We start from the raw sequence: 17735 nt of genomic DNA on the forward strand, positions 1-17735 counted from the left end.
CTTAAAAAGAGAATAAATCAATTTAAAAAACTTTTGAAGAATGATGATGAACGTGAGAACTTCTATAACAACATATGTGGTTCCGAAATCCTTGTGAGGATTGAGATATTTCTCCCATCAGGCAACCCTGAAAGGTACTATGACGGGCTTTTCCTTTACCTCAATGATGAGGGCAGAATAGTGAACGCAGACTACTACTACAATGAGGGCGGTGAGGGTGCCATCACACAGCTCAACGATAAATCCCTTGAGGTTGTAAGGGAACTCTTTGAGGATGAACTATCCCTTGAGATAGAATAATCCGGGGATTTTCGGGGTGACTCCCCCGCCTTTAAGAAACTTTAACTTTATTTATAATAACATCAATAATTATTATGATTAAATTTTTTTAGTGGAGGATTCAATACCATGCGAAGTTTTGAAAAACTGACTTCCCTTAAGGAATACATTCCCATCAAGAAAAAGGAGGGCGGTGAAAAAAACATTGGCCTTCTTGTGGATGGGCCGAACATGCTCAGAAAGGAATTCAGTCTGAACCTGGACCTTGTAAGAAAGATAATGTCTGAATACGGGAATATGCGTGTTGGAAAGGTTCTTCTGAACCAGTACGCCTCTGATAAACTGATAGAGGCCATTGTGAACCAGGGCTTTACCCCAATTGTCGTGGCTGGAGATACAGATGTCTACATGGCTGTTGAGGCCATGGAACTGATATACAACCCTAATATTGATATAATAGCCCTTATGACACGCGACGCTGATTTTCTACCCATAATAAACAAGGCAAAGGAAAATGGTAAGGATACAATTGTGATAGGTGCCGAGCCAGGTTTCAGTGCTGCACTTCAGAATTCTGCGGACCATGCCATAATCCTTAAACCGGAGAATGGCAGACCAAGGAAGGGACATGTTGCAGGGGAAAACTGATTGAATGGGTGATGTGATGTTCCATGATCACCTGAATGAGGTTAAGCGCAGGGAACACGCCCTCCAGATGATAGGGGAGCGTATTTCCAGCGAGGGCCGTGAGGGAATATATGACCTCACGGGTCTTTCAGGGGGCTTTCCCCTTGAGGTAGAGGATATTGGTCTCCTTGAGACGTACGTGGGGCCGGCGGTCTTCGAGGAGAGACTCCAGATAGCTGGCAGAGAGCACATGGGCGGCGAAATGGTGGCTGCCTTTAACAGGACAAGCAGCGCAATACTTGCATCCATACTGGAACTTGCAGAGCCTGATTCAATGGTTGTGCACTACCTCCCGGAACTCCCATCCCACCCATCCATCCCGGCAAGCACCAAACTGGCAGCAGCCAGGTACCATGAGACAGATGACTTCACCGAGGATATACCCGAAAACACATCTCTCGTGGTCGTAACAGGTTCGACAATGGACCACAGGGTTGTTGATGAGGCGGAGCTCCAGCAGGTAATTGAAAGGGCCCACTTGGAGGGGGTACCGGTACTTGTGGATGACGCATCAGGCGCCAGGCTGAGGACGGTTCTATTTAACCAGAAGAGGGCATGTGACCTGGGAGCAGACCTTGCAGTCACAAGCACAGATAAACTGATGCACGGGCCAAGGGGAGGTCTTCTCGCAGGAAGATCCGACCTTGTTGAGCGGGTTAAATCAAGGGCCTACCGGTTCGGACTTGAGGCCCAGCCACCACTCATCGCTGCAATGGTGAGGGCACTGGAGAGCTTCGACCCATCTGAAATTCTCAACGCCCTTGAAAGGAAGGGATACCTTCTTGAGGCTCTAAGGGACCTCAATGTGGAGGAGACACCCACAGGGATAATGATAAAACCTGATTCACTGGAGAAACTCTATGATTCCACATACAGCGGTGATGAAATCGGTGTGGCCCTTTCAATGCTGCTTCTTTCTGACCATGGAATAATAACCATACCCGCTGTGGGGATGCCCGGGGCATCAAAGACACTGAGGTTTGACCTGTCATCAAGGGACGCAGAGAGGCTTGAGCCTGAACTTCTGAGGGGGGCAATTGAGGACGCAGTGGATAAACTTTCCGGCATCATCAGGGACAGGGAAATGATGAAGAAACTTATCTTCGGTTCATGAGGTTTTTTGCGGGACTTCATGCGCTGAATGGTTTCTGAATGCCAGGAATAATTTTTTATTCAAATGGAATTCTTAAATTTTAGAACAAAAACTGAAAATGGGCACATCTGAACGATTCTGAGTTTATTATGGAGGTGTCAGGCTGATAGTTATTGATGGATCAGAGGGCGAGGGTGGGGGAGCCGTTGTAAGGGTATCCACAGCCCTCGCAGCCCTGGAATCACGCAGGATAAGGATATACAATATCAGGGCCCGCAGGCCAATGAAGGGACTCTCACACCAGCACCTCACTGCCGTGAGGGCAATTGCAGAGATAAGCAATGGCAAACTCAGGGGGGATGAACTCGGTTCAATGGAACTTGAATTTTCACCGGGACGTGTTAGTGGCGGGAAATTTGAATTTGACATAAAAACCGCTGGAAGCACGGGACTTGTCCTCCAGGCCATAATGATAGCCTCCACAGCCTCCACTGGTGAACTGGATGTAACCGTGAGGGGCGGCACAGATGTCCTCTGGGCACCCACAGCAGACTACCTCAGGGAGGTGACGCTCCCCATCCTTGGTATGATGGGTTACACCGCAAAACTTGAGTTAATTGAGAGGGGCTACTATCCCGAGGGTGGGGGTGTGGTCAATGTAACTATTGAGCCATCCGCCCTCAGACCTCTGGTACTTGAAAGTGCTGAAATTCACTGTATAAGGGGTGTTTCCCACTCCAGGAACCTTCCGATTCACGTTGCTGAGAGGCAGGCGGAATCAGCAAGGAGGATCCTTGAGAGAACAGGACTCGATGTGGACATAAGTGTTGAGGACGCCTCCGGTTCACTGGGGAGGGGCTCGGGCATCACACTCTGGGCTGAGGGCAACACAAGGCTCGGTGCCACTGCACTGGGAAAACCAGGAAAGAGGGCAGAACTGGTTGGGGCAGATGCCGCAGAGGAACTCCTGGGCTTCATAGAATCTGGAAGAGCCCTTGACAGGTACATGGGCGATCAGATCATCCCCTACATGGCCATTGCAGGAAATTCAAGAGTGGCCACCTCTGAACTTACACTGCACGCGGAGACCAATATAATGCTTGCAGAAAAGATAACCGGAAGGAAATTCCGGGTGGATGGTGAACACGGGGGGCCAGCCATGATCGAGGCCCTCTGATGGGTATTTCAAAAAATCAGGTTAATGGCGGCAACTGGAGGGCCGCCGCTATCAGAGGTGTATGCACTCGCCGGATATTATTTTGCGGAGCGTTCCATCGTCCAGTTCCAGTATGAGGGCACCCTCACTGTTGATGCCGATGGCCTCACCATGGACGATTTCACCAAGTTGCTTCCTTATTTCAACACGTCTGCCGATGGTCTTTGACATCTTCCTCCATTCTCTTAGAATTTCATCCATTCTACCCTCCTTGAAGGAATCATAGACCTCCTCAAACTTTTTAAGGAACCTTGATATCAGTTCACTGGATTTTATGTCCCTCTGGAGTTCATTCTTAATGGAGGTAGCCCCTTCCCTGAGTTCCTCCGGGAAGTGGCTGATATCCACGTTGGTGTCGATTCCAACACCTACAACCACGTATTCGAGTGTGTTGAACCTTGCATGGGCCTCTGTGAGTATTCCACATACCTTTTTATCTCCGATGAGTATATCATTGGGCCACTTTATTCCCACATCAAGGCCACATTCATCCTTCAGTGTCCTGGCAACTGCAACACCTGTGACCAGTGTTAGGAGGGGTGCCTTTGATGGGTGAACCTCCGGTCTGAGTATGATGGACATCCATATCCCGCCCTGGGGTGATATCCAGGGTTTGCCCCGCCTACCCCTTCCACGGGACTGGGTCCTTGCAATTACAACTGTACCCTCCGGGGCGCCATCCTCTGCCATCCTCTTGGCCACGTTGTTGGTGGAGTCCACCTCATCGAAGCATTTCAATTCATGCCCTATGTACCTGGTTTTTACCTCAACTTCGCATGGATCATAGTAATCTTCCATACCATCACCCCCCTCTTGAGTGCATGTATGCTCCTATGGCTGCAGATATTGCTGCAACCTTCTTTGATGGGAGAAATGTTGAATGGAGGCGTTCAACCATCTCCTGGTCCTCTTTGACGATCTTCTGCATCTCAGCGTCTATACCCCGCCTGTATTCATCCACGAAGTGTGTGTGAAGTTCTCCCCTCTGGAATGCATCATTTTTCATTATTGCCTTGTGGAAGGGGATTGTGGTTCTGACGCCCAGTATGATGTACTCACTGAGGGCACGCCGCATCCTGTTTATTGCCTCCTCACGGTCCATTCCCCACACTATGAGTTTGGATATCATGGAGTCATAGAATGGTGGTATCTCATAGTTCATGTAAACCCCGCTGTCAACCCTGACCCCTATTCCACCGGGGGACCTGTAACCTGTGATCTTACCGGGGTTCGGGGCGAAATCTGATAGGGGGTCCTCTGCATTTATCCTGCACTCAATTGCATGGCCCCTTATTGTTATGTCCTCCTGTCTGCAGGAGAGCTCCTCACCTGAGGCGACCCTTATCTGTTCCTTAACAAGGTCCACGCCGGTGATCACCTCGGTTATTGGGTGCTCAACCTGTATCCTGGTGTTCATCTCAAGGAAGTAGAAGTCCCCGTTTGAATACAGGAACTCAACAGTACCTGCGTTCTCATAACCTATATATTCGGCGGCCTTAACTGCGGCTGAACCCATCCTTTCCCTCAGTTCAGGGGTCATGATGGGTGATGGTGCCTCCTCCACCAGTTTCTGGTGCCGCCTCTGTATTGAGCATTCCCTGTCTGCAAGGTGGATAACGTTTCCATGTTCATCTGCCATCACCTGGAATTCAATGTGACGGGGCTTCTCAAGGTACTTCTCTATATAAACCGTTGGATCCCCGAATGCTGATGCCGCCACAGACTGGGTGGATTCCATGGCCCTTATGAGTTCGTCCTCCTCGTAGACGGTCCTCATGCCTATTCCACCCCCACCTGCTGACGCCTTTATGATGACCGGGTAGCCGATTGAATCAGCTATCTCAGCGGCCTCGTCCGGGTCACTCACACCCTTATCGGTTCCCGGGATGACAGGGACCCCTGCCTTCTTCATGAGTTTCTTTGATGTTATCTTGTCCCCCATGGCCTCGATGACGGAACCTTTGGGACCTATAAGTTTGATTCCGTGTTTCTCACACTCCTCCCCAAGCTTAGGGTTCTCTGCCAGGAAACCGTAACCTGGATGGATGGCCTCGGCACCGCTTTCCTCGGCCACATCGATTATCCTGTCTATTCTCAGGTAGCTCTGGGATGGGGATGGTTTACCTATTTCGTATGCCTCATCGGCGTACCTTGTAAAGAGCGCATTCTTATCGGCTTCGGAGTAAACAGCCACGCTTTTTATCCCGAGCTCCCTGCATGCGCGCATAACTCTTATTGCTATTTCACCACGGTTTGCAACGAGGATTTTGCTGAACATCTGACTGCACCCTGAAATTTATAACACATATATATTATATTGGGGCAACTCTTTTTAAGTCTACCACCTTCAGTTATGGTACCATGAGGAGAAAGAGACACCTTGAGATGCTTCTTGAACGCATCCCTCCCCACCCCAACCCCGACCCGGGTCTTGAACAGTACCTCACCCCGGCACATGTGGCCGCGGAGGTCCTCTGGGCAGCCAGGGCCATGGGGGATATTGAGGGAAGAACCGTCGCGGACCTTGGATGCGGTACTGGCATCCTGGGCATTGGGGCGGCACTTCTTGGCGCAGAGAGGGTTTACTGTGTGGATGTAGATGCAGCTGCACTTGAAGTTGCAGAGGATGTGGCTGAGGATCTGGACCTGGGAAACATCCAGTTCATAGAGGCAGATATCCGTGATCATGGGGATCTGGTTAGGGTCACAGGGAGGGTTGATACCGTAATCCAGAATCCCCCCTTTGGTTCACAGGAAAGGGCTGATAGGGGCGCCGACAGGGTTTTCATGGAGGCGGCATCAGCCATGGGGAGGGTTGTGTACTCATTCCACATGGCAGGCTCTGAGGACTTTGTGAGGCGCTACTATGAGGGTCTGGGGGGGAGGGTGACCCACAGACTCCCTGTTAAATTCCCGATACGCCACACCTACAGTTTCCACAGAATGGAGGTCTCCAATGTGGATGTTGTGGTGGTGAGGGTTGTTTTTGGGTGATCCGTCGGTTTGGGGGTTTTTGCTGGTTGATGGTGTGGGTGTTGTGATGGTGAGGGTTGTTTTCGGGTGATCTGTCGGTTCATGTGGCTGCTGGTTGAGGATCTGCCTCTGGAGTTTAAGCATGGGATTAATTTCAGCGCCATGTGTGGAACCTACAGCGGAAACTTTAAATATGGTTACTGTACAATTTTTAGTACCTATTGCAATCTGCGGTGGATCCGCTCACATTGTATAACGGGATATACGATGTGGTCTGTGGTTTTACTTGCCCAGTCTGCATTGTGGAAATATTTATAAAAGATTAGGACAAAGATTAATAAATGAATAGAGTAGATTTGTCCATATTTATCCCGGATTCGCTGACGGCAGAGACAGGGGATCTCAAAATAAAGACCTACAAGGTGGGTCTTATTGGAAGGGCTGCAGCGATATTCGGGGTTAACCGCATAGTGATCTATCACGATGATGCAGACGGAGAGGCAGGATTTATCAGGGATATCCTGAACTATATGGATACCCCCCAGTACCTTCGCAGGAAGGTTTTCCCGATAATGAAGGAGTTGAAACATGTGGGTATACTCCCACCTCTGAGAACTCCTCATCACCCAACTGGAAAACCCGTGGCTGGAGAATACAGACAGGGATTAACAGTCAAAAGGGTAAAAAAAGGAACTCTTGTGGATATTGGCGCAGATAAACTTGCACTGTGCAGGGAAAAACTCACCGTAAATAGGGTAATGAGTTTCAGGGTTATCCGGCTGGGTAAGGAAATACTGATAGAGCCAGATGAACCAGAGGATATATACTGGGGATATGAGGTTCTGAGCACCGAACAGGGCCTCTCAAAGAGCCTGAAAACATTGGATGCCGATGTTGTGGTGGCAACATCAAGGTATGCTTCGCCCATTACTTCTATTCTGGATGAAGTAAAGTCAAAGGTGGAGGGCGCCCCCAGGGTGGCCATCCTGTTTGGCGGTCCTTACAAGGGATTACCAGAGATCGATGCGGATGTGTGGGTTAACACCATTCCAGGACAGTGTACAGAAACTGTAAGGACTGAAGAGGCTGTTTTAGCTACTCTCTCAGTATTCAATATGCTAACTCAGATTGATGAAAAATGAATATGAATGATGTAAGGAGGTAAACTTAAATGGCTAGACATCATCAACCAAGAAAAGGATCAGTTGCATTCAGTCCAAGAAAAAGGGCGGCAAGGGAAACCCCCAGGGTCAAGTCATGGCCCCAGGTGGATGAACCTGGACTTCTTGCCCTGGCAGGCTACAAGGCAGGGATGACCCACGTAATGATGGTTGATAACCAGAAAAATTCCCCTACAGAGGGGATGGAGGTTTCAACTCCAGTCACAATACTTGAGGTCCCACCCCTAACCGTGATGGCCGTTAGGGCCTATGAAAAGACAAGCAGGGGCCTTAAGACCCTTGGAGAGGTCCTGGCCACCGAGACAAAGGACGACCTCAGAAGGAAGCTCACCCCACCTGCAGAGGACTACGACCAGGAGGCCGCAATCGAAAGGATAAGGTCAAACATGGAATACGTTGCAGACGTCAGGGTTATTGTACACACAAACCCCAGACTTGCAAGCGTGCCCAAAAAGAAACCTGAGGTCTTTGAGTGCGGCCTTGGAGGTAAGACCCCTGAGGAGAAATTCGAATACGCACTGGGGGTCCTCGGCAAGGATGTGAGGGCATCAGAGATATTCTCCGAGGGAGCCTTCGTTGATGCCATAGCCGTGACTAAGGGTAAGGGATTCCAGGGTCCCGTTAAGAGATGGGGTATAAGGATACAGTACGGTAAGGCTGCAAGAAGCAGTAAGGGGAGACACATAGGGTCACTGGGTCCATGGACACCATCAAGGACCATGTGGACAGTTCCACAGGCAGGGCAGATGGGCTACCACAGGAGGACCGAGTACAACAAACAGATACTCAAGATCGGTGACGCCAGCGAGGCAGACCAGGTAAACCCCAGCGGCGGATTCGTAAGGTACGGTCTTGTCAGGAACGATTATGTAATGGTTAAGGGGTCAGTTCCAGGCCCAACAAAGAGGCTTGTGGTGCTCAGGAAGGCCATAAGGGCTGCAGGTAAGCAGGAAGAGGCACCCCAGATAAACTACATCAGCACAGCATCAAAACAAGGAGTATAAGAGTGGTTCAAAATGAAGATCAAGGTTTATTCCCTAGAAGGTGAAGCCATAGATGAAATGGAACTTCCTGAAATTTTCAATGAGGAGTTCAGGCCCGACGTGATAAAGAGGGCTGTTCTATCAGCACAGACCGCGAGGGTACAGCCATGGGGTCCAGACCCAATGGCGGGTAAAAGGACCTCTGCCAAGTCCTATGGTGCCGGGCGCGGTGTTGCAATGGTTCCACGTATAAAGAATGGTTCAAGGGCAGCCTTCGTTCCCCAGGCGGTTGGAGGTAGAAGGGCCCACCCACCGAGGCCACAGAAGAACTACCATGAGAGGATAAACAGAAAGGAAAGGAGACTGGCAATAAGGTCAGCTGTTGCAGCAACAGCCAGGAGGGACCTTGTGGAGGCAAGGGGTCACCGGATAGAGAATGTGCCCCAGGTGCCCCTGGTGGTTGACGATGAACTCTCCACAATCAAAAGGACAGCGGATACAAGGGAAGTCTTCAGGAAACTCGGAATCATGGACGACATCGTGAGGGCAAAGGAAGGTAAAAAGATAAGAGCTGGAAAGGGAAAGATGAGGGGAAGGAAGTACAGGACACCCAGAGGTCCACTCATAGTTGTGAGCGAGGATAAAGGTATTGCGCTGGGCGCAAGAAACCACCCTGGTGTGGACGTTGTTACAGTGGAAAACCTCAACGCAGAACTCCTCGCACCTGGAACCCACCCTGGAAGACTGACCGTCTTTACAAGATCAGCAATAGAAAAACTTGAGGGACTCTTTCAGTAAAAATTAGGTGACGGTGTAATTATGGATCCATATGCTGTTATCATGAAGCCACATGTCACAGAAAAGAGCATGAACCTTATAGACCAGAACAACGAGCTGGCATTTGTGGTTATGAGAAAAAGCACAAAAAAGGATGTTAGAAGGGCATTCGAGGAACTCTTTGCAGTTAAGGTTGAGAGGGTTAACACCCAGATAACCCCAAGGGGCCAGAAGATTGCCTACATAAAACTGGCAAAGGAACACAGTGCAGAGGATATAGCTGTTAAACTGGGAGTATTCTAGAATAATCAGGAGGATATTCAGATGGGAAAAAGGTTAATATCACAGAGGAGAGGAAGGGGAACTCCCACTTACAGAAGTGCATCCCACCGCTTCAAGGGCAAAATAAAATACCGTGCATACGACTCCCTTGAAAGTGACGGATGTCTCAGGGGAAAGGTCGTTGACATAATGCACGACCCTGGAAGGACAGCCCCTGTGGCCCTTGTGAAATTTGAAAACGGTGAGAAGAACCTCATACTCGCACCTGAGGCTTTAATGCTTGATGAAGAGATTGAGTGCGGGGCAAAGGCAAAGGTCAAACCTGGAAACTCACTTCCACTCAGTGAAATTCCAGAGGGGACACCCATATACAATATTGAAAACAGACCAGGAGACGGAGGCAAACTGGTGAGGTCCTCCGGTACCTACGCTTCTCTAATCACCCATGATGCTGACAAGGCGGTTATTGAACTCCCATCAGGTGAACTCAAGGCACTCAACCCACAGTGCCGGGCAACCGTCGGTGTCGTTGCTGGAGGAGGAAGAAGGGAGAAACCATTCCTCAAGGCAGGTAAGAAGTACCATGCCCTCAGGGCCAAGGGTAAGAAGTCAGTTACAGTCAGGGGTGTTGCCATGAACGCAGTGGACCACCCACACGGTGGTGGAAACAGACAGCACCCAGGTAGGCCAACAACTGTCTCAAGGCATGCTCCTCCAGGAAGGAAGGTTGGTTCAATAGCTGCCAGAAGAACAGGGAAAAGGAGATAAAAAAAGGAGGTGACCTATTGGCACGTAAAGAATTTAGGTATCGCGGCTACACCTTGGAAGAACTGCAGGAGATGCCACTTGACGATGTAATCAAGTTGTTCCCATCAAGGCAGAGGAGATCCCTCAAGAGGGGATTCCTACCAAGGCAGAAGAAGGTACTTGAGAAGATAAGGAAGATAAAAAAAGAGGGAAAGACTGAGGGAAGACCACCGGTCATCAGGACACACTGCAGGGACATGATAGTGCTGCCTGAGATGGTTGGGATGACCTTCGGCATCCACAACGGAAACGAATTTGTGGAGGTCACAATCCAGCCAGAAATGATCGGCTGCTACTTCGGTGAATTTGCACCTACAAGGAAGAAGGTTGAGCACGGAGATCCCGGTATGGGAGCTACAAGATCCTCAATGTTCGTGCCTCTTAAATAAGGAGACTAGACAATGGCTAAGGTTAAATACGCTTATAAAGAGGAAGACAGGTCAAAAACAGCCAGGGCTTCAGCGACTCACCTCAAGATTTCACCAAAGCACGCTGTGGAGATATGCAGGGAGATCCGGGGAATGGAACTCGAGAAGGCCAAAAGATACCTTGAAGAGGTTATCAGGATGGAGAGGCCGGTGGCATTCAAGAGATACAACCGGAAGGTCGGCCACAGGAGGGGCCTCAATGGATGGGCCAGCGGCCGTTTCCCTGTTAAGGCAGCAGGTCAGATACTGAAGGTCCTTGAAAATGCCGAGGCCAATGCAGAGTACAAGGGACTCGACACCGAGAAACTCAGGATAGTCCACATATCCAGTCACCGCGGGCCAGTTATAAGGGGCTGGATTCCAAGGGCCTTTGGAAGGGCTACACCATTCAACACACCAACAACACACGTTCAGATAGTTCTGGGGGAGGCATAGATTTTGATAGAGAAAGATTTTGTCGTTGAAGGGCTCAGAAGGACGAGGATAGACGAATACCTTGAAAAGGAACTTGAAAGGGCAGGCTACGGTGGCATGGATGTTCAGGTCACCCCTATGGGTACAATGGTTGTCGTCTACGCTGAAAGGCCAGGTATGGTAATTGGACGTGGCGGTAAGACGGTGAGGGCAATTACCCAGAAACTCAAAACCAAGTTCAACCTTGAAAACCCCCAGGTTGAGGTCAAGGAGGTTGATGTGCCTGAACTCAACCCCCGCATAATGGCCCACAAGATAGCTGCCATGCTCCAGAGGGGCATGCACTTCAGGAGGGTTGCATACACCACAATGAGGAGGATCATGGCTGCAGGTGCCCAGGGTGTTGAGGTTACCATCTCAGGTAAGATAAGGGGTGCCCGTTCAGCCACAGCCAAATTCACAGACGGCTACATAAAGAAGTGCGGCGAACCCTCAACCAAACACGTCAAGGAAGGATTCGCAACAGTGCAGCTCAAACCAGGTGTTCTGGGAGTATACGTCCGCATAATGCCTCCTGAGGTTGTACTTCCAGACAAGGTTGAAATAGAGGCTCCTAAAGTAACTGAAACTCCCTCAGAAGAACCTGCAGAACAGGTTGAAGCCGTTGAGGAGATCGAGGATCTTGAAGAGGTCGAGGATCTCGAGGAGATAGAGGAGATCGAGGATCTCGAGGAGATAGAGGAGATCGAGGATCTTGAAGAGGTCGAGGATCTCGAGGAAGACCTTGAATCAGCTGAAGAAACAGAGAAAGAGGACACAGATGGTGAAGAATCTGAAAAGTAATATATATGGACAGATTCATATCAGTGAATAATAGAAAGGGATTGAAATGGCGATACTTAGGAGCGAAGAGATAAGGGAAATGGATAGGGAGGAACTCCAGAAGAAGCTGGATGAACTCAAGGCAGAATACGCCAGATACATTTCCAAGAGCGCTGCTGCCGGGATCCATGAAAACCCCGGCAAGATGAGGGAAATCCGAAGAACAATAGCCCGTGTTCTCACCATCATGAATGAAAAATAGAAGGAGAAATAAATGAAAATCTGCGATGTTTGCGGTCTTCCGGAGGAACTTTGCGTCTGTGAGGAAATAGCACGCGAAGTTCAGACATTAAAGGTATACACAGTGAGGCGAAGATTCGGTAAAGTGATGACCATCATAGAGGGCATCGATGAACACGATATAGACATAAAGGAGCTCACAAAGATACTGAAGGCAAGATGTGCCTGTGGAGGTACTGCCAAGAAAGGCCAGATAGAACTTCAGGGGGACCATAAGAAGAAGGTCAAGGAAGTTCTAGCGGATATGGGCTTTTCATCAGACACGATAGAGATAAGGTAGGGGTTTACATTGATAACCCCCCGTAACATTTTCAGACATGAGCTTATTGGCCTTTCTGTGAGAATAGCCAGGAGTGTTCACAGGGACATTCAGGGAATATCGGGAAGAGTCGTGGATGAAACCAGGAACACCCTTAAAATTGAACTGGAGGATGGCAGGGAGATAACGGTTCCAAAGGGAATAGCCGTCTTCCATTTCAGAACACCAGAGGGTGAAGTGGTTGAGATTGATGGTGGAGCTCTGGTAGCTCGTCCTGAGGAGAGAATAAAGAAGAAATTTAGAAAACCATAGTGGTGATAGAATGGTCGGCATTGATGTTCCAGAACCTAAATCTAAATGTAGTGATCCTAACTGTCCTTTCCACGGGGACCTCCCATTGAGGGGTCAGATACTGGAAGGAACTGTCGTCAGTGACAAGGCAGAAAGGACAGTAACCGTTGAAAGGAGTTTCTACAAATTTATACGCAAATATGAGAGATACGAAAAGAGAAAATCCAAGATAAAGGCTCACAAACCTGACTGCATAGATGTCAGGGTAGGGGACACAGTGAAAATTGCTGAATGCAGACCCCTCAGCAAGACTAAGAACTTTGTAGTGGTCGAGGTGAAGGGGGAAGAGTAAGATGAAGGCAATAGCATCCAAGGTTACAAGGGCTTTACCTGTAGGGGCCAGACTCCAGTGTGTTGACAACACAGGCGCAAGGGAAGTTGAGATAATCTCTGTCAGAGGATACAAGGGTGTTCGCAGGAGGCTCGCAGCAGCCGGTGTTGGCGACATGGTCGTGGTCTCTGTGAAGAAGGGAACAGTGGACATGAGGAGGGAAGTCCTCAACGCTGTTGTTGTGAGACAGAAAAAGGAATACAGAAGACCTGACGGATTGAGGGTGAAATTCGAGGATAACGCTGCAGTTATAGTGAGCCCGGAGGGAGTCCTCAAGGGTTCAGAGATAAGGGGTCCCGTTGCAAAGGAAGCAGCAGACAGGTGGCCCAGTGTGGGAAGTGCAGCCAGCATAATAGTATAGGGTGATAGAATGTCAAAACAACCCAGAAAGCAGAGGAAATACATTTATGAAGCACCATTACACGCTCGTCGCAAGATGATGAGCGCAGCCCTAAGCAGGGAACTCAGGGAGGAATACGGTAGAAGGTCCCTGCCAGTGAGGAAGGGAGATAAGGTTGAGGTTCTCCGCGGTGACTTCAAGGGACACGAGGGTAAGGTGGAGAAGGTGGACCTCAAAAGGTACAGGGTCTACGTTGAGGGCGCCACAATACAGAAGGTGGACGGAACCTCAGTTTACTTCCCGATACACCCCTCAAACATCAGAATAATTGACCTCAACCTTGACGATGAGAAGAGAATGAAAATATTAGAACGGAAGGGATAAACATGGCGATAATGGCATCAAGAAAGCACCTTAAACGTTTCAGATCACCAAGTCACTGGCCCATTCATCCCAAGGAATACAAGTGGACCGTAAAGCCATCCCCGGGTCCCCATGCAATTGAGGCATCATTACCTCTGATGATCATTGTAAGGGACATCCTTGGGGTTGCAGACAATGCAAGGGAAGCCAGGAAGATCATAAACAGCGGCGAGGTCCTGGTTGACGGAAGGCCAAGGAAGAACTACAAATTCCCTGTTGGTTTCATGGACGTTGTGAGCATACCCCGCACAGGTGAGGTCTACAGGGTTCTCCCTGATGAAAGGGGAAGGCTGGTCTTACACCCCATTGGTGAGGAGAACGCGGGCTTCAAGCTCTGCAAGATAGTTAACAAGACAACCATCAGGGGTGGAAAAACCCAGCTCAACCTCCACGACGGCCGCAACTACCTCTCAGAGGACGAGTTCCGCGTGGGGGATGTTGTGAAGCTGGCGGTGCCTGAACAGGAAATCCTTGAGAGGATACCCTTTGAGAAGGGCAGCCTTGGCCTTGTAACAGGGGGCCGCCACACAGGTGAAATTGGAAGAATCAAGAAGATAAACATAACCAGATCATCAATGCCAAACACAGCGGTCATTGAGACCGAAGCAGGGAAGACATTCCTCACACTCAAGGATTACGTGTTTGTCATTGGAAAGGACGATTCAGTGATCTCACTTCCAGGAGGTAAATAGATGAACCCCATGGAGGAAGTAAGGATATTCAAGGTCACCCTTAACATAGGTGTCGGTGAAGGGGGTGAAAGGCTTGCAAGGGCTGAAAGGCTTCTTGAGGAGATGACAGGCCAGAAGCCTGTGAGGACCCACTCAAAGGTCACAAACCCCGAGTTTGGTATAAGGAAAAAGCAGCCCATAGCATGCAAGGTCACCCTCCGAGGTGAAAGGGCCGAAAAGGTACTCAGAATGTTCCTTGAGGGAATAGGGAACAGATTGAAGGCCAGCCAGTTTGATGAATACGGTAACGTTTCAATGGGTATCGAGGAACACATCGACATACCTGGAATGAAGTACGACCCTGAGATAGGGATATTCGGTATGAACCTTTCTGTAACCTTTGAGAAGCCAGGTCACAGGATAAGCAGACGAAGGATACAGCGCAAAAAGGTTCCTGAAAAGCACAGGGTCAGCCGTGAAGAGGCAATCGACTTCATGAAGGAAAAATTCCAGGTTAAAATAGTCTGAAGGTGATTGTTTTGCCAAGGAAATATGGAAAGGCATCAAGGAAATGCTCAAGATGCGGGGATCACTCTGCCCTGGTCAGAAGATATGGATTAATGCTCTGCAGGCAGTGCTTCAGGGAACTCGCACCTAAAATCGGGTTTAAAAAGTACAACTGAAAGAGGTGTTTACTGTGACTCTTATGGATCCTCTCGCAAACGCCCTGACCAACATAAGGAACAATGAGATACGGGGTAATGTCAAGTGCAGGATAACCCCCGCATCAAAGCTCATAGGGCGTGTGCTGAGAACAATGCAGAAGGAAGGCTACATCGGGGAATTCGAATACGTTGACGACGGCAGGGCCGGAAAATTCATCGTTGAACTTGAGGGAAACATAAACCAGTGTGGGGTTATAAAACCCAGACACGCTGTTAAGAAGGACGAATTCGAGAAATTTGAGAAAAGATATCTGCCAGCTAAAAACTTCGGGATAATAATCGTATCAACCCCTGAGGGAATAATGACCCATAAAGAGGCCAAGGACAGGGGTATCGGCGGTAGACTGCTGGCTTACGTCTACTAGGTGATAACATGGTTCTAGCAGCTATGATCCGGGAAGAAATACCCATCCCTGAGGATGTTAACATCACCATTGATGGTGAAGTTAAGGTTAAGGGCCCAAAGGGTGAACTCTCCCGAAAATTTAACCACTCAGAGATATCAATGGCCGTTGAGGACGATAAGGTGGTCCTTGAGGTTAAATTCCCAAAGAAAAAGGACAAGGCAATGATAGGGACAGTTAAAGCCCATATAAACAACATGATAAGGGGCGTCACCGAGGGCTTCACCTACCGCATGAAGATAGTATATGCCCACTTTCCAATGAGTGTGAAGGTGGCAGGGGATAAGGTTTTAATAGAGAACTTCCTCGGGGAACGCCACCCAAGGACTGCAAGGATAGTGGGAGATACAAAGGTCCAGGTCAAGGGCGACGAGGTTGAAGTAACAGGCATCAACAAGGAACACGTGGGACAGACAATGGCGAACCTTGAACAGGCCACCAAGATTAAGGGAAGGGACCCAAGGGTTTTCCAGGACGGCATATACCTTGTGAGCAAGGAGTAGGGATGGTGATTCGATGAGGAAAAAATTTAAACGACAGGAATACGCCCGATACAAAAAACTGGGGGAAAAATGGAGGAGGCCCAGGGGTAAAACAAGTAAAATGAGAAGATATGAAAAGGGCAAACCTGCAATGCCTGCGATTGGCTACAGGAAGCCAAGGGACCAGAGGGGTCTCCACCCATCAGGATATGAGGACATCCTTGTTTCCAGCATGAGGGAACTTGAGGAACTGGACCCTGAAAAACAGGCTGCAAGGATAGCATCAACTGTGGGTGCCAGAAAGAAGACACTCATGCTTGAAAAGGCAAGGGAACTTGGCATAAAAGTTCTGAATCCATAAAATGGGGCTGGAAGGGGTCTTATTTTCCAGTCCAGGGAAAACACTTTAAGGGGATGCCCGATTTTTCGGGTCTATCAGCAAATTGCTGAACACAAGGAGGTTTCTTGAATGAATCTTACTACTCAGAAAAGATTAGCTGCAGACATACTGAAAGTAGGGGTTAACAGGATATGGATTGACCCTGAGAGGATCGACGAGGTCTCAAGGGCAATAACCAGGGACGGTGTAAAGCAGCTAATAAAGGACGGCGCAATAAAGGCTAAACCAAAAAAGGGCATAAGCAGTTACAGGTCAAAAAAGATAGCCCAGCAGAAAAAGAAGGGAAGAAGAAGAGGACCTGGAAGCATAAAAGGTGCTAAGGGCGCCAGAAAACCAAGGAAAGAGGAATGGATGACCACGATAAGGGCTCTGAGGAAGGACCTCAGGGAGATGAGGGACAACCGCGAAATAAACAAGAGCACCTATCGTAAACTCTACAAGATGGCAAAGGGCGGAGCCTTCAAGAGCAAATCTTACATGAAAACCTATGCCCGGGACCACGACATGCTCAGGTAGGAGGGATCTGATTGGCACATGGACCGAGATACAAGATGGCATTTAGAAGACGAAGGGAAGGTAAAACTGATTACCGGGCCCGCTATAAGATGGTGGAAACAGGCAAATCCAGGCTTGTTGTCAGAATAACCACATATCATGTTATTGCACAGATAATCAACGTGGGAATGGATGGGGACGAAACACTGGTCTCAGCCCACTCAAAGCAGCTCCAGAAAATGGGATGGCTTGGAGGCACAAGCAATACAGCAGCAGCATACCTGACAGGATACCTCTGCGGTAAAAGGGCTCTGAAGGCAGGTATAGAGGAAGCCGTCCTTGACATAGGACTCAGACCTGCCATAAGGGGTTCAAAGGTATTCGCAGCACTTAAAGGGGCTGTTGACGCAGGGCTCAAAGTACCGCACGGTGAATCAGTACTTCCCGACGAATCAAGGATAAGGGGCGAACACATAAAGGAATATGCAGAATCCCTTGACGAGGAAGAACGCAAAAAGAGGTTTTCAAGGTACCTTGAAAGGGGTCTTTCCCCTGAGGACCTGCCTGAACACTTTGAAGAAATAAAAAACAGGATAGATGAAGAGGTATGAT

General features: G+C 49.1%; 29 protein-coding genes. 27 read left to right on the top strand and 2 right to left on the bottom strand.

Annotation, left to right across the window (positions count from 1 at the left end):
* The first annotated feature begins 33 nt into the window (after window positions 1–33).
* From QFX39_RS08120 to rtcA, 4 genes are all read left to right on the top strand, one after another.
* The gene (locus QFX39_RS08120) at window positions 34–300 is read left to right on the top strand and encodes a hypothetical protein (protein WP_300479307.1); all 267 of its coding nucleotides are present in this window, start codon (window positions 34–36) and stop codon (window positions 298–300) included.
* Between the two features lie 108 nt (window positions 301–408).
* On the top strand, window positions 409–927 hold the full coding sequence (locus QFX39_RS08125; RefSeq protein WP_300479310.1) for a TIGR00288 family NYN domain-containing protein: 519 nt from the start codon (window positions 409–411) through the stop codon (window positions 925–927).
* A gap of 16 nt (window positions 928–943) precedes the next feature.
* Window positions 944–2080, top strand: a complete 1137-nt coding sequence (locus QFX39_RS08130) for a TIGR03576 family pyridoxal phosphate-dependent enzyme (protein ID WP_300479313.1) — start codon at window positions 944–946, stop codon at window positions 2078–2080.
* Window positions 2081–2231: 151 nt separating this feature from the next.
* Window positions 2232–3236: an RNA 3'-terminal phosphate cyclase gene (rtcA, locus tag QFX39_RS08135; protein ID WP_367185389.1), complete on the top strand. Its 1005-nt coding sequence runs from the start codon at window positions 2232–2234 to the stop codon at window positions 3234–3236.
* 51 nt (window positions 3237–3287) lie between these two features.
* Here the strand turns inward: rtcA and QFX39_RS08140 are convergent, their stop codons facing one another.
* Together QFX39_RS08140 and QFX39_RS08145 are read right to left on the bottom strand one after the other, a co-directional pair.
* Window positions 3288–4073, bottom strand: a complete 786-nt coding sequence (locus QFX39_RS08140; protein ID WP_300479316.1) for a biotin--[acetyl-CoA-carboxylase] ligase — start codon at window positions 4071–4073, stop codon at window positions 3288–3290.
* Window positions 4074–4077: 4 nt separating this feature from the next.
* Window positions 4078–5553, bottom strand: a complete 1476-nt coding sequence (locus QFX39_RS08145) for an acetyl-CoA carboxylase biotin carboxylase subunit (RefSeq protein ID WP_300479320.1) — start codon at window positions 5551–5553, stop codon at window positions 4078–4080.
* An 83-nt stretch (window positions 5554–5636) separates the two neighbouring features.
* Here QFX39_RS08145 and QFX39_RS08150 point away from each other — a divergent pair, with 83 nt between their 5' ends.
* The 23 genes from QFX39_RS08150 (at window position 5637) to QFX39_RS08260 (ending at window position 17734) form a co-directional block, all read left to right on the top strand.
* Window positions 5637–6269, top strand: coding sequence for an METTL5 family protein (locus tag QFX39_RS08150; RefSeq protein WP_300479322.1), 633 nt, complete (start codon window positions 5637–5639; stop codon window positions 6267–6269).
* A gap of 320 nt (window positions 6270–6589) precedes the next feature.
* On the top strand, window positions 6590–7390 hold the full coding sequence (locus tag QFX39_RS08155; protein ID WP_300479325.1) for a putative RNA uridine N3 methyltransferase: 801 nt from the start codon (window positions 6590–6592) through the stop codon (window positions 7388–7390).
* A gap of 29 nt (window positions 7391–7419) precedes the next feature.
* Complete coding sequence (gene rpl3p, locus QFX39_RS08160) at window positions 7420–8433, top strand: 50S ribosomal protein L3 (protein WP_300479327.1); 1014 nt, start codon at window positions 7420–7422, stop codon at window positions 8431–8433.
* Between the two features lie 12 nt (window positions 8434–8445).
* Window positions 8446–9210 carry a 50S ribosomal protein L4 gene (rpl4p, locus tag QFX39_RS08165; protein WP_300479330.1) on the top strand — a complete coding sequence of 255 codons (765 nt, stop codon included), beginning with the start codon at window positions 8446–8448 and terminating at the stop codon, window positions 9208–9210.
* 21 nt (window positions 9211–9231) lie between these two features.
* Complete coding sequence (locus QFX39_RS08170) at window positions 9232–9492, top strand: 50S ribosomal protein L23 (RefSeq protein ID WP_300479333.1); 261 nt, start codon at window positions 9232–9234, stop codon at window positions 9490–9492.
* Between the two features lie 21 nt (window positions 9493–9513).
* On the top strand, window positions 9514–10239 hold the full coding sequence (locus QFX39_RS08175; RefSeq protein WP_013295316.1) for a 50S ribosomal protein L2: 726 nt from the start codon (window positions 9514–9516) through the stop codon (window positions 10237–10239).
* A 17-nt stretch (window positions 10240–10256) separates the two neighbouring features.
* Window positions 10257–10667, top strand: coding sequence for a 30S ribosomal protein S19 (rpsS, locus tag QFX39_RS08180; protein ID WP_074358568.1), 411 nt, complete (start codon window positions 10257–10259; stop codon window positions 10665–10667).
* Between the two features lie 12 nt (window positions 10668–10679).
* Complete coding sequence (gene rplV / locus QFX39_RS08185; protein WP_300479343.1) at window positions 10680–11141, top strand: 50S ribosomal protein L22; 462 nt, start codon at window positions 10680–10682, stop codon at window positions 11139–11141.
* A 3-nt stretch (window positions 11142–11144) separates the two neighbouring features.
* A complete protein-coding gene (locus QFX39_RS08190) occupies window positions 11145–11963 on the top strand; it encodes a 30S ribosomal protein S3 (RefSeq protein WP_300479345.1) in 819 nt (272 codons plus the stop codon).
* 46 nt (window positions 11964–12009) lie between these two features.
* Window positions 12010–12204: a 50S ribosomal protein L29 gene (gene rpmC, locus QFX39_RS08195; RefSeq protein ID WP_013295320.1), complete on the top strand. Its 195-nt coding sequence runs from the start codon at window positions 12010–12012 to the stop codon at window positions 12202–12204.
* 12 nt (window positions 12205–12216) lie between these two features.
* Complete coding sequence (gene yciH, locus QFX39_RS08200; RefSeq protein WP_010875652.1) at window positions 12217–12522, top strand: stress response translation initiation inhibitor YciH; 306 nt, start codon at window positions 12217–12219, stop codon at window positions 12520–12522.
* A 9-nt stretch (window positions 12523–12531) separates the two neighbouring features.
* Window positions 12532–12813: a ribonuclease P protein component 1 gene (gene rnp1 / locus QFX39_RS08205; RefSeq protein WP_013295321.1), complete on the top strand. Its 282-nt coding sequence runs from the start codon at window positions 12532–12534 to the stop codon at window positions 12811–12813.
* 10 nt (window positions 12814–12823) lie between these two features.
* A complete protein-coding gene (locus tag QFX39_RS08210) occupies window positions 12824–13144 on the top strand; it encodes a 30S ribosomal protein S17 (RefSeq protein ID WP_010875654.1) in 321 nt (106 codons plus the stop codon).
* Window position 13145: 1 nt separating this feature from the next.
* Entirely contained in the window at window positions 13146–13544 is a 399-nt protein-coding gene (locus QFX39_RS08215) for a 50S ribosomal protein L14 (RefSeq protein WP_013295322.1), read from the top strand.
* A 9-nt stretch (window positions 13545–13553) separates the two neighbouring features.
* Window positions 13554–13907, top strand: coding sequence for a 50S ribosomal protein L24 (gene rplX / locus QFX39_RS08220; protein ID WP_013295323.1), 354 nt, complete (start codon window positions 13554–13556; stop codon window positions 13905–13907).
* Between the two features lie 2 nt (window positions 13908–13909).
* Window positions 13910–14638: a 30S ribosomal protein S4e gene (locus tag QFX39_RS08225; RefSeq protein WP_300479360.1), complete on the top strand. Its 729-nt coding sequence runs from the start codon at window positions 13910–13912 to the stop codon at window positions 14636–14638.
* Window positions 14639–15145, top strand: coding sequence for a 50S ribosomal protein L5 (locus QFX39_RS08230; RefSeq protein ID WP_013295325.1), 507 nt, complete (start codon window positions 14639–14641; stop codon window positions 15143–15145).
* A 2-nt stretch (window positions 15146–15147) separates the two neighbouring features.
* Window positions 15148–15300, top strand: coding sequence for a 30S ribosomal protein S14 (locus tag QFX39_RS08235; RefSeq protein WP_010875659.1), 153 nt, complete (start codon window positions 15148–15150; stop codon window positions 15298–15300).
* Window positions 15301–15314: 14 nt separating this feature from the next.
* Window positions 15315–15707 (top strand): 30S ribosomal protein S8, encoded by a 393-nt coding sequence (locus QFX39_RS08240; protein ID WP_013295327.1) that lies wholly within the window; start codon window positions 15315–15317, stop codon window positions 15705–15707.
* A gap of 8 nt (window positions 15708–15715) precedes the next feature.
* On the top strand, window positions 15716–16249 hold the full coding sequence (locus tag QFX39_RS08245) for a 50S ribosomal protein L6 (RefSeq protein WP_300479365.1): 534 nt from the start codon (window positions 15716–15718) through the stop codon (window positions 16247–16249).
* A gap of 13 nt (window positions 16250–16262) precedes the next feature.
* Window positions 16263–16589: a 50S ribosomal protein L32e gene (locus tag QFX39_RS08250; protein WP_300479367.1), complete on the top strand. Its 327-nt coding sequence runs from the start codon at window positions 16263–16265 to the stop codon at window positions 16587–16589.
* A gap of 108 nt (window positions 16590–16697) precedes the next feature.
* Window positions 16698–17144, top strand: a complete 447-nt coding sequence (locus QFX39_RS08255; protein WP_013295330.1) for a 50S ribosomal protein L19e — start codon at window positions 16698–16700, stop codon at window positions 17142–17144.
* An 11-nt stretch (window positions 17145–17155) separates the two neighbouring features.
* The gene (locus tag QFX39_RS08260) at window positions 17156–17734 is read left to right on the top strand and encodes a 50S ribosomal protein L18 (RefSeq protein ID WP_013295331.1); all 579 of its coding nucleotides are present in this window, start codon (window positions 17156–17158) and stop codon (window positions 17732–17734) included.
* Window position 17735: the final 1 nt, after the last annotated feature.

This window comes from Methanothermobacter sp. (genome assembly GCF_030055425.1).
In the GTDB taxonomy this organism is placed as follows: Archaea; Methanobacteriota; Methanobacteria; order Methanobacteriales; family Methanothermobacteraceae; genus Methanothermobacter.

Coding starts and splice junctions, on each gene's coding strand:
- QFX39_RS08125 (WP_300479310.1), top strand. CDS start 409: ATGCGAAGTTTTGAAAAACTGACTTCCCTTAAGGAATACATTCCCATC.
- QFX39_RS08130 (WP_300479313.1), top strand. CDS start 944: ATGTTCCATGATCACCTGAATGAGGTTAAGCGCAGGGAACACGCCCTC.
- QFX39_RS08140 (WP_300479316.1), bottom strand. CDS start 4,073: ATGGAAGATTACTATGATCCATGCGAAGTTGAGGTAAAAACCAGGTAC.
- QFX39_RS08145 (WP_300479320.1), bottom strand. CDS start 5,553: ATGTTCAGCAAAATCCTCGTTGCAAACCGTGGTGAAATAGCAATAAGA.
- QFX39_RS08150 (WP_300479322.1), top strand. CDS start 5,637: ATGAGGAGAAAGAGACACCTTGAGATGCTTCTTGAACGCATCCCTCCC.
- QFX39_RS08155 (WP_300479325.1), top strand. CDS start 6,590: ATGAATAGAGTAGATTTGTCCATATTTATCCCGGATTCGCTGACGGCA.
- rpl3p (WP_300479327.1), top strand. CDS start 7,420: ATGGCTAGACATCATCAACCAAGAAAAGGATCAGTTGCATTCAGTCCA.
- rpl4p (WP_300479330.1), top strand. CDS start 8,446: ATGAAGATCAAGGTTTATTCCCTAGAAGGTGAAGCCATAGATGAAATG.
- QFX39_RS08170 (WP_300479333.1), top strand. CDS start 9,232: ATGGATCCATATGCTGTTATCATGAAGCCACATGTCACAGAAAAGAGC.
- QFX39_RS08175 (WP_013295316.1), top strand. CDS start 9,514: ATGGGAAAAAGGTTAATATCACAGAGGAGAGGAAGGGGAACTCCCACT.
- rplV (WP_300479343.1), top strand. CDS start 10,680: ATGGCTAAGGTTAAATACGCTTATAAAGAGGAAGACAGGTCAAAAACA.
- rpmC (WP_013295320.1), top strand. CDS start 12,010: ATGGCGATACTTAGGAGCGAAGAGATAAGGGAAATGGATAGGGAGGAA.
- yciH (WP_010875652.1), top strand. CDS start 12,217: ATGAAAATCTGCGATGTTTGCGGTCTTCCGGAGGAACTTTGCGTCTGT.
- QFX39_RS08210 (WP_010875654.1), top strand. CDS start 12,824: ATGGTCGGCATTGATGTTCCAGAACCTAAATCTAAATGTAGTGATCCT.
- QFX39_RS08215 (WP_013295322.1), top strand. CDS start 13,146: ATGAAGGCAATAGCATCCAAGGTTACAAGGGCTTTACCTGTAGGGGCC.
- rplX (WP_013295323.1), top strand. CDS start 13,554: ATGTCAAAACAACCCAGAAAGCAGAGGAAATACATTTATGAAGCACCA.
- QFX39_RS08225 (WP_300479360.1), top strand. CDS start 13,910: ATGGCGATAATGGCATCAAGAAAGCACCTTAAACGTTTCAGATCACCA.
- QFX39_RS08230 (WP_013295325.1), top strand. CDS start 14,639: ATGAACCCCATGGAGGAAGTAAGGATATTCAAGGTCACCCTTAACATA.
- QFX39_RS08245 (WP_300479365.1), top strand. CDS start 15,716: ATGGTTCTAGCAGCTATGATCCGGGAAGAAATACCCATCCCTGAGGAT.
- QFX39_RS08250 (WP_300479367.1), top strand. CDS start 16,263: ATGAGGAAAAAATTTAAACGACAGGAATACGCCCGATACAAAAAACTG.
- QFX39_RS08255 (WP_013295330.1), top strand. CDS start 16,698: ATGAATCTTACTACTCAGAAAAGATTAGCTGCAGACATACTGAAAGTA.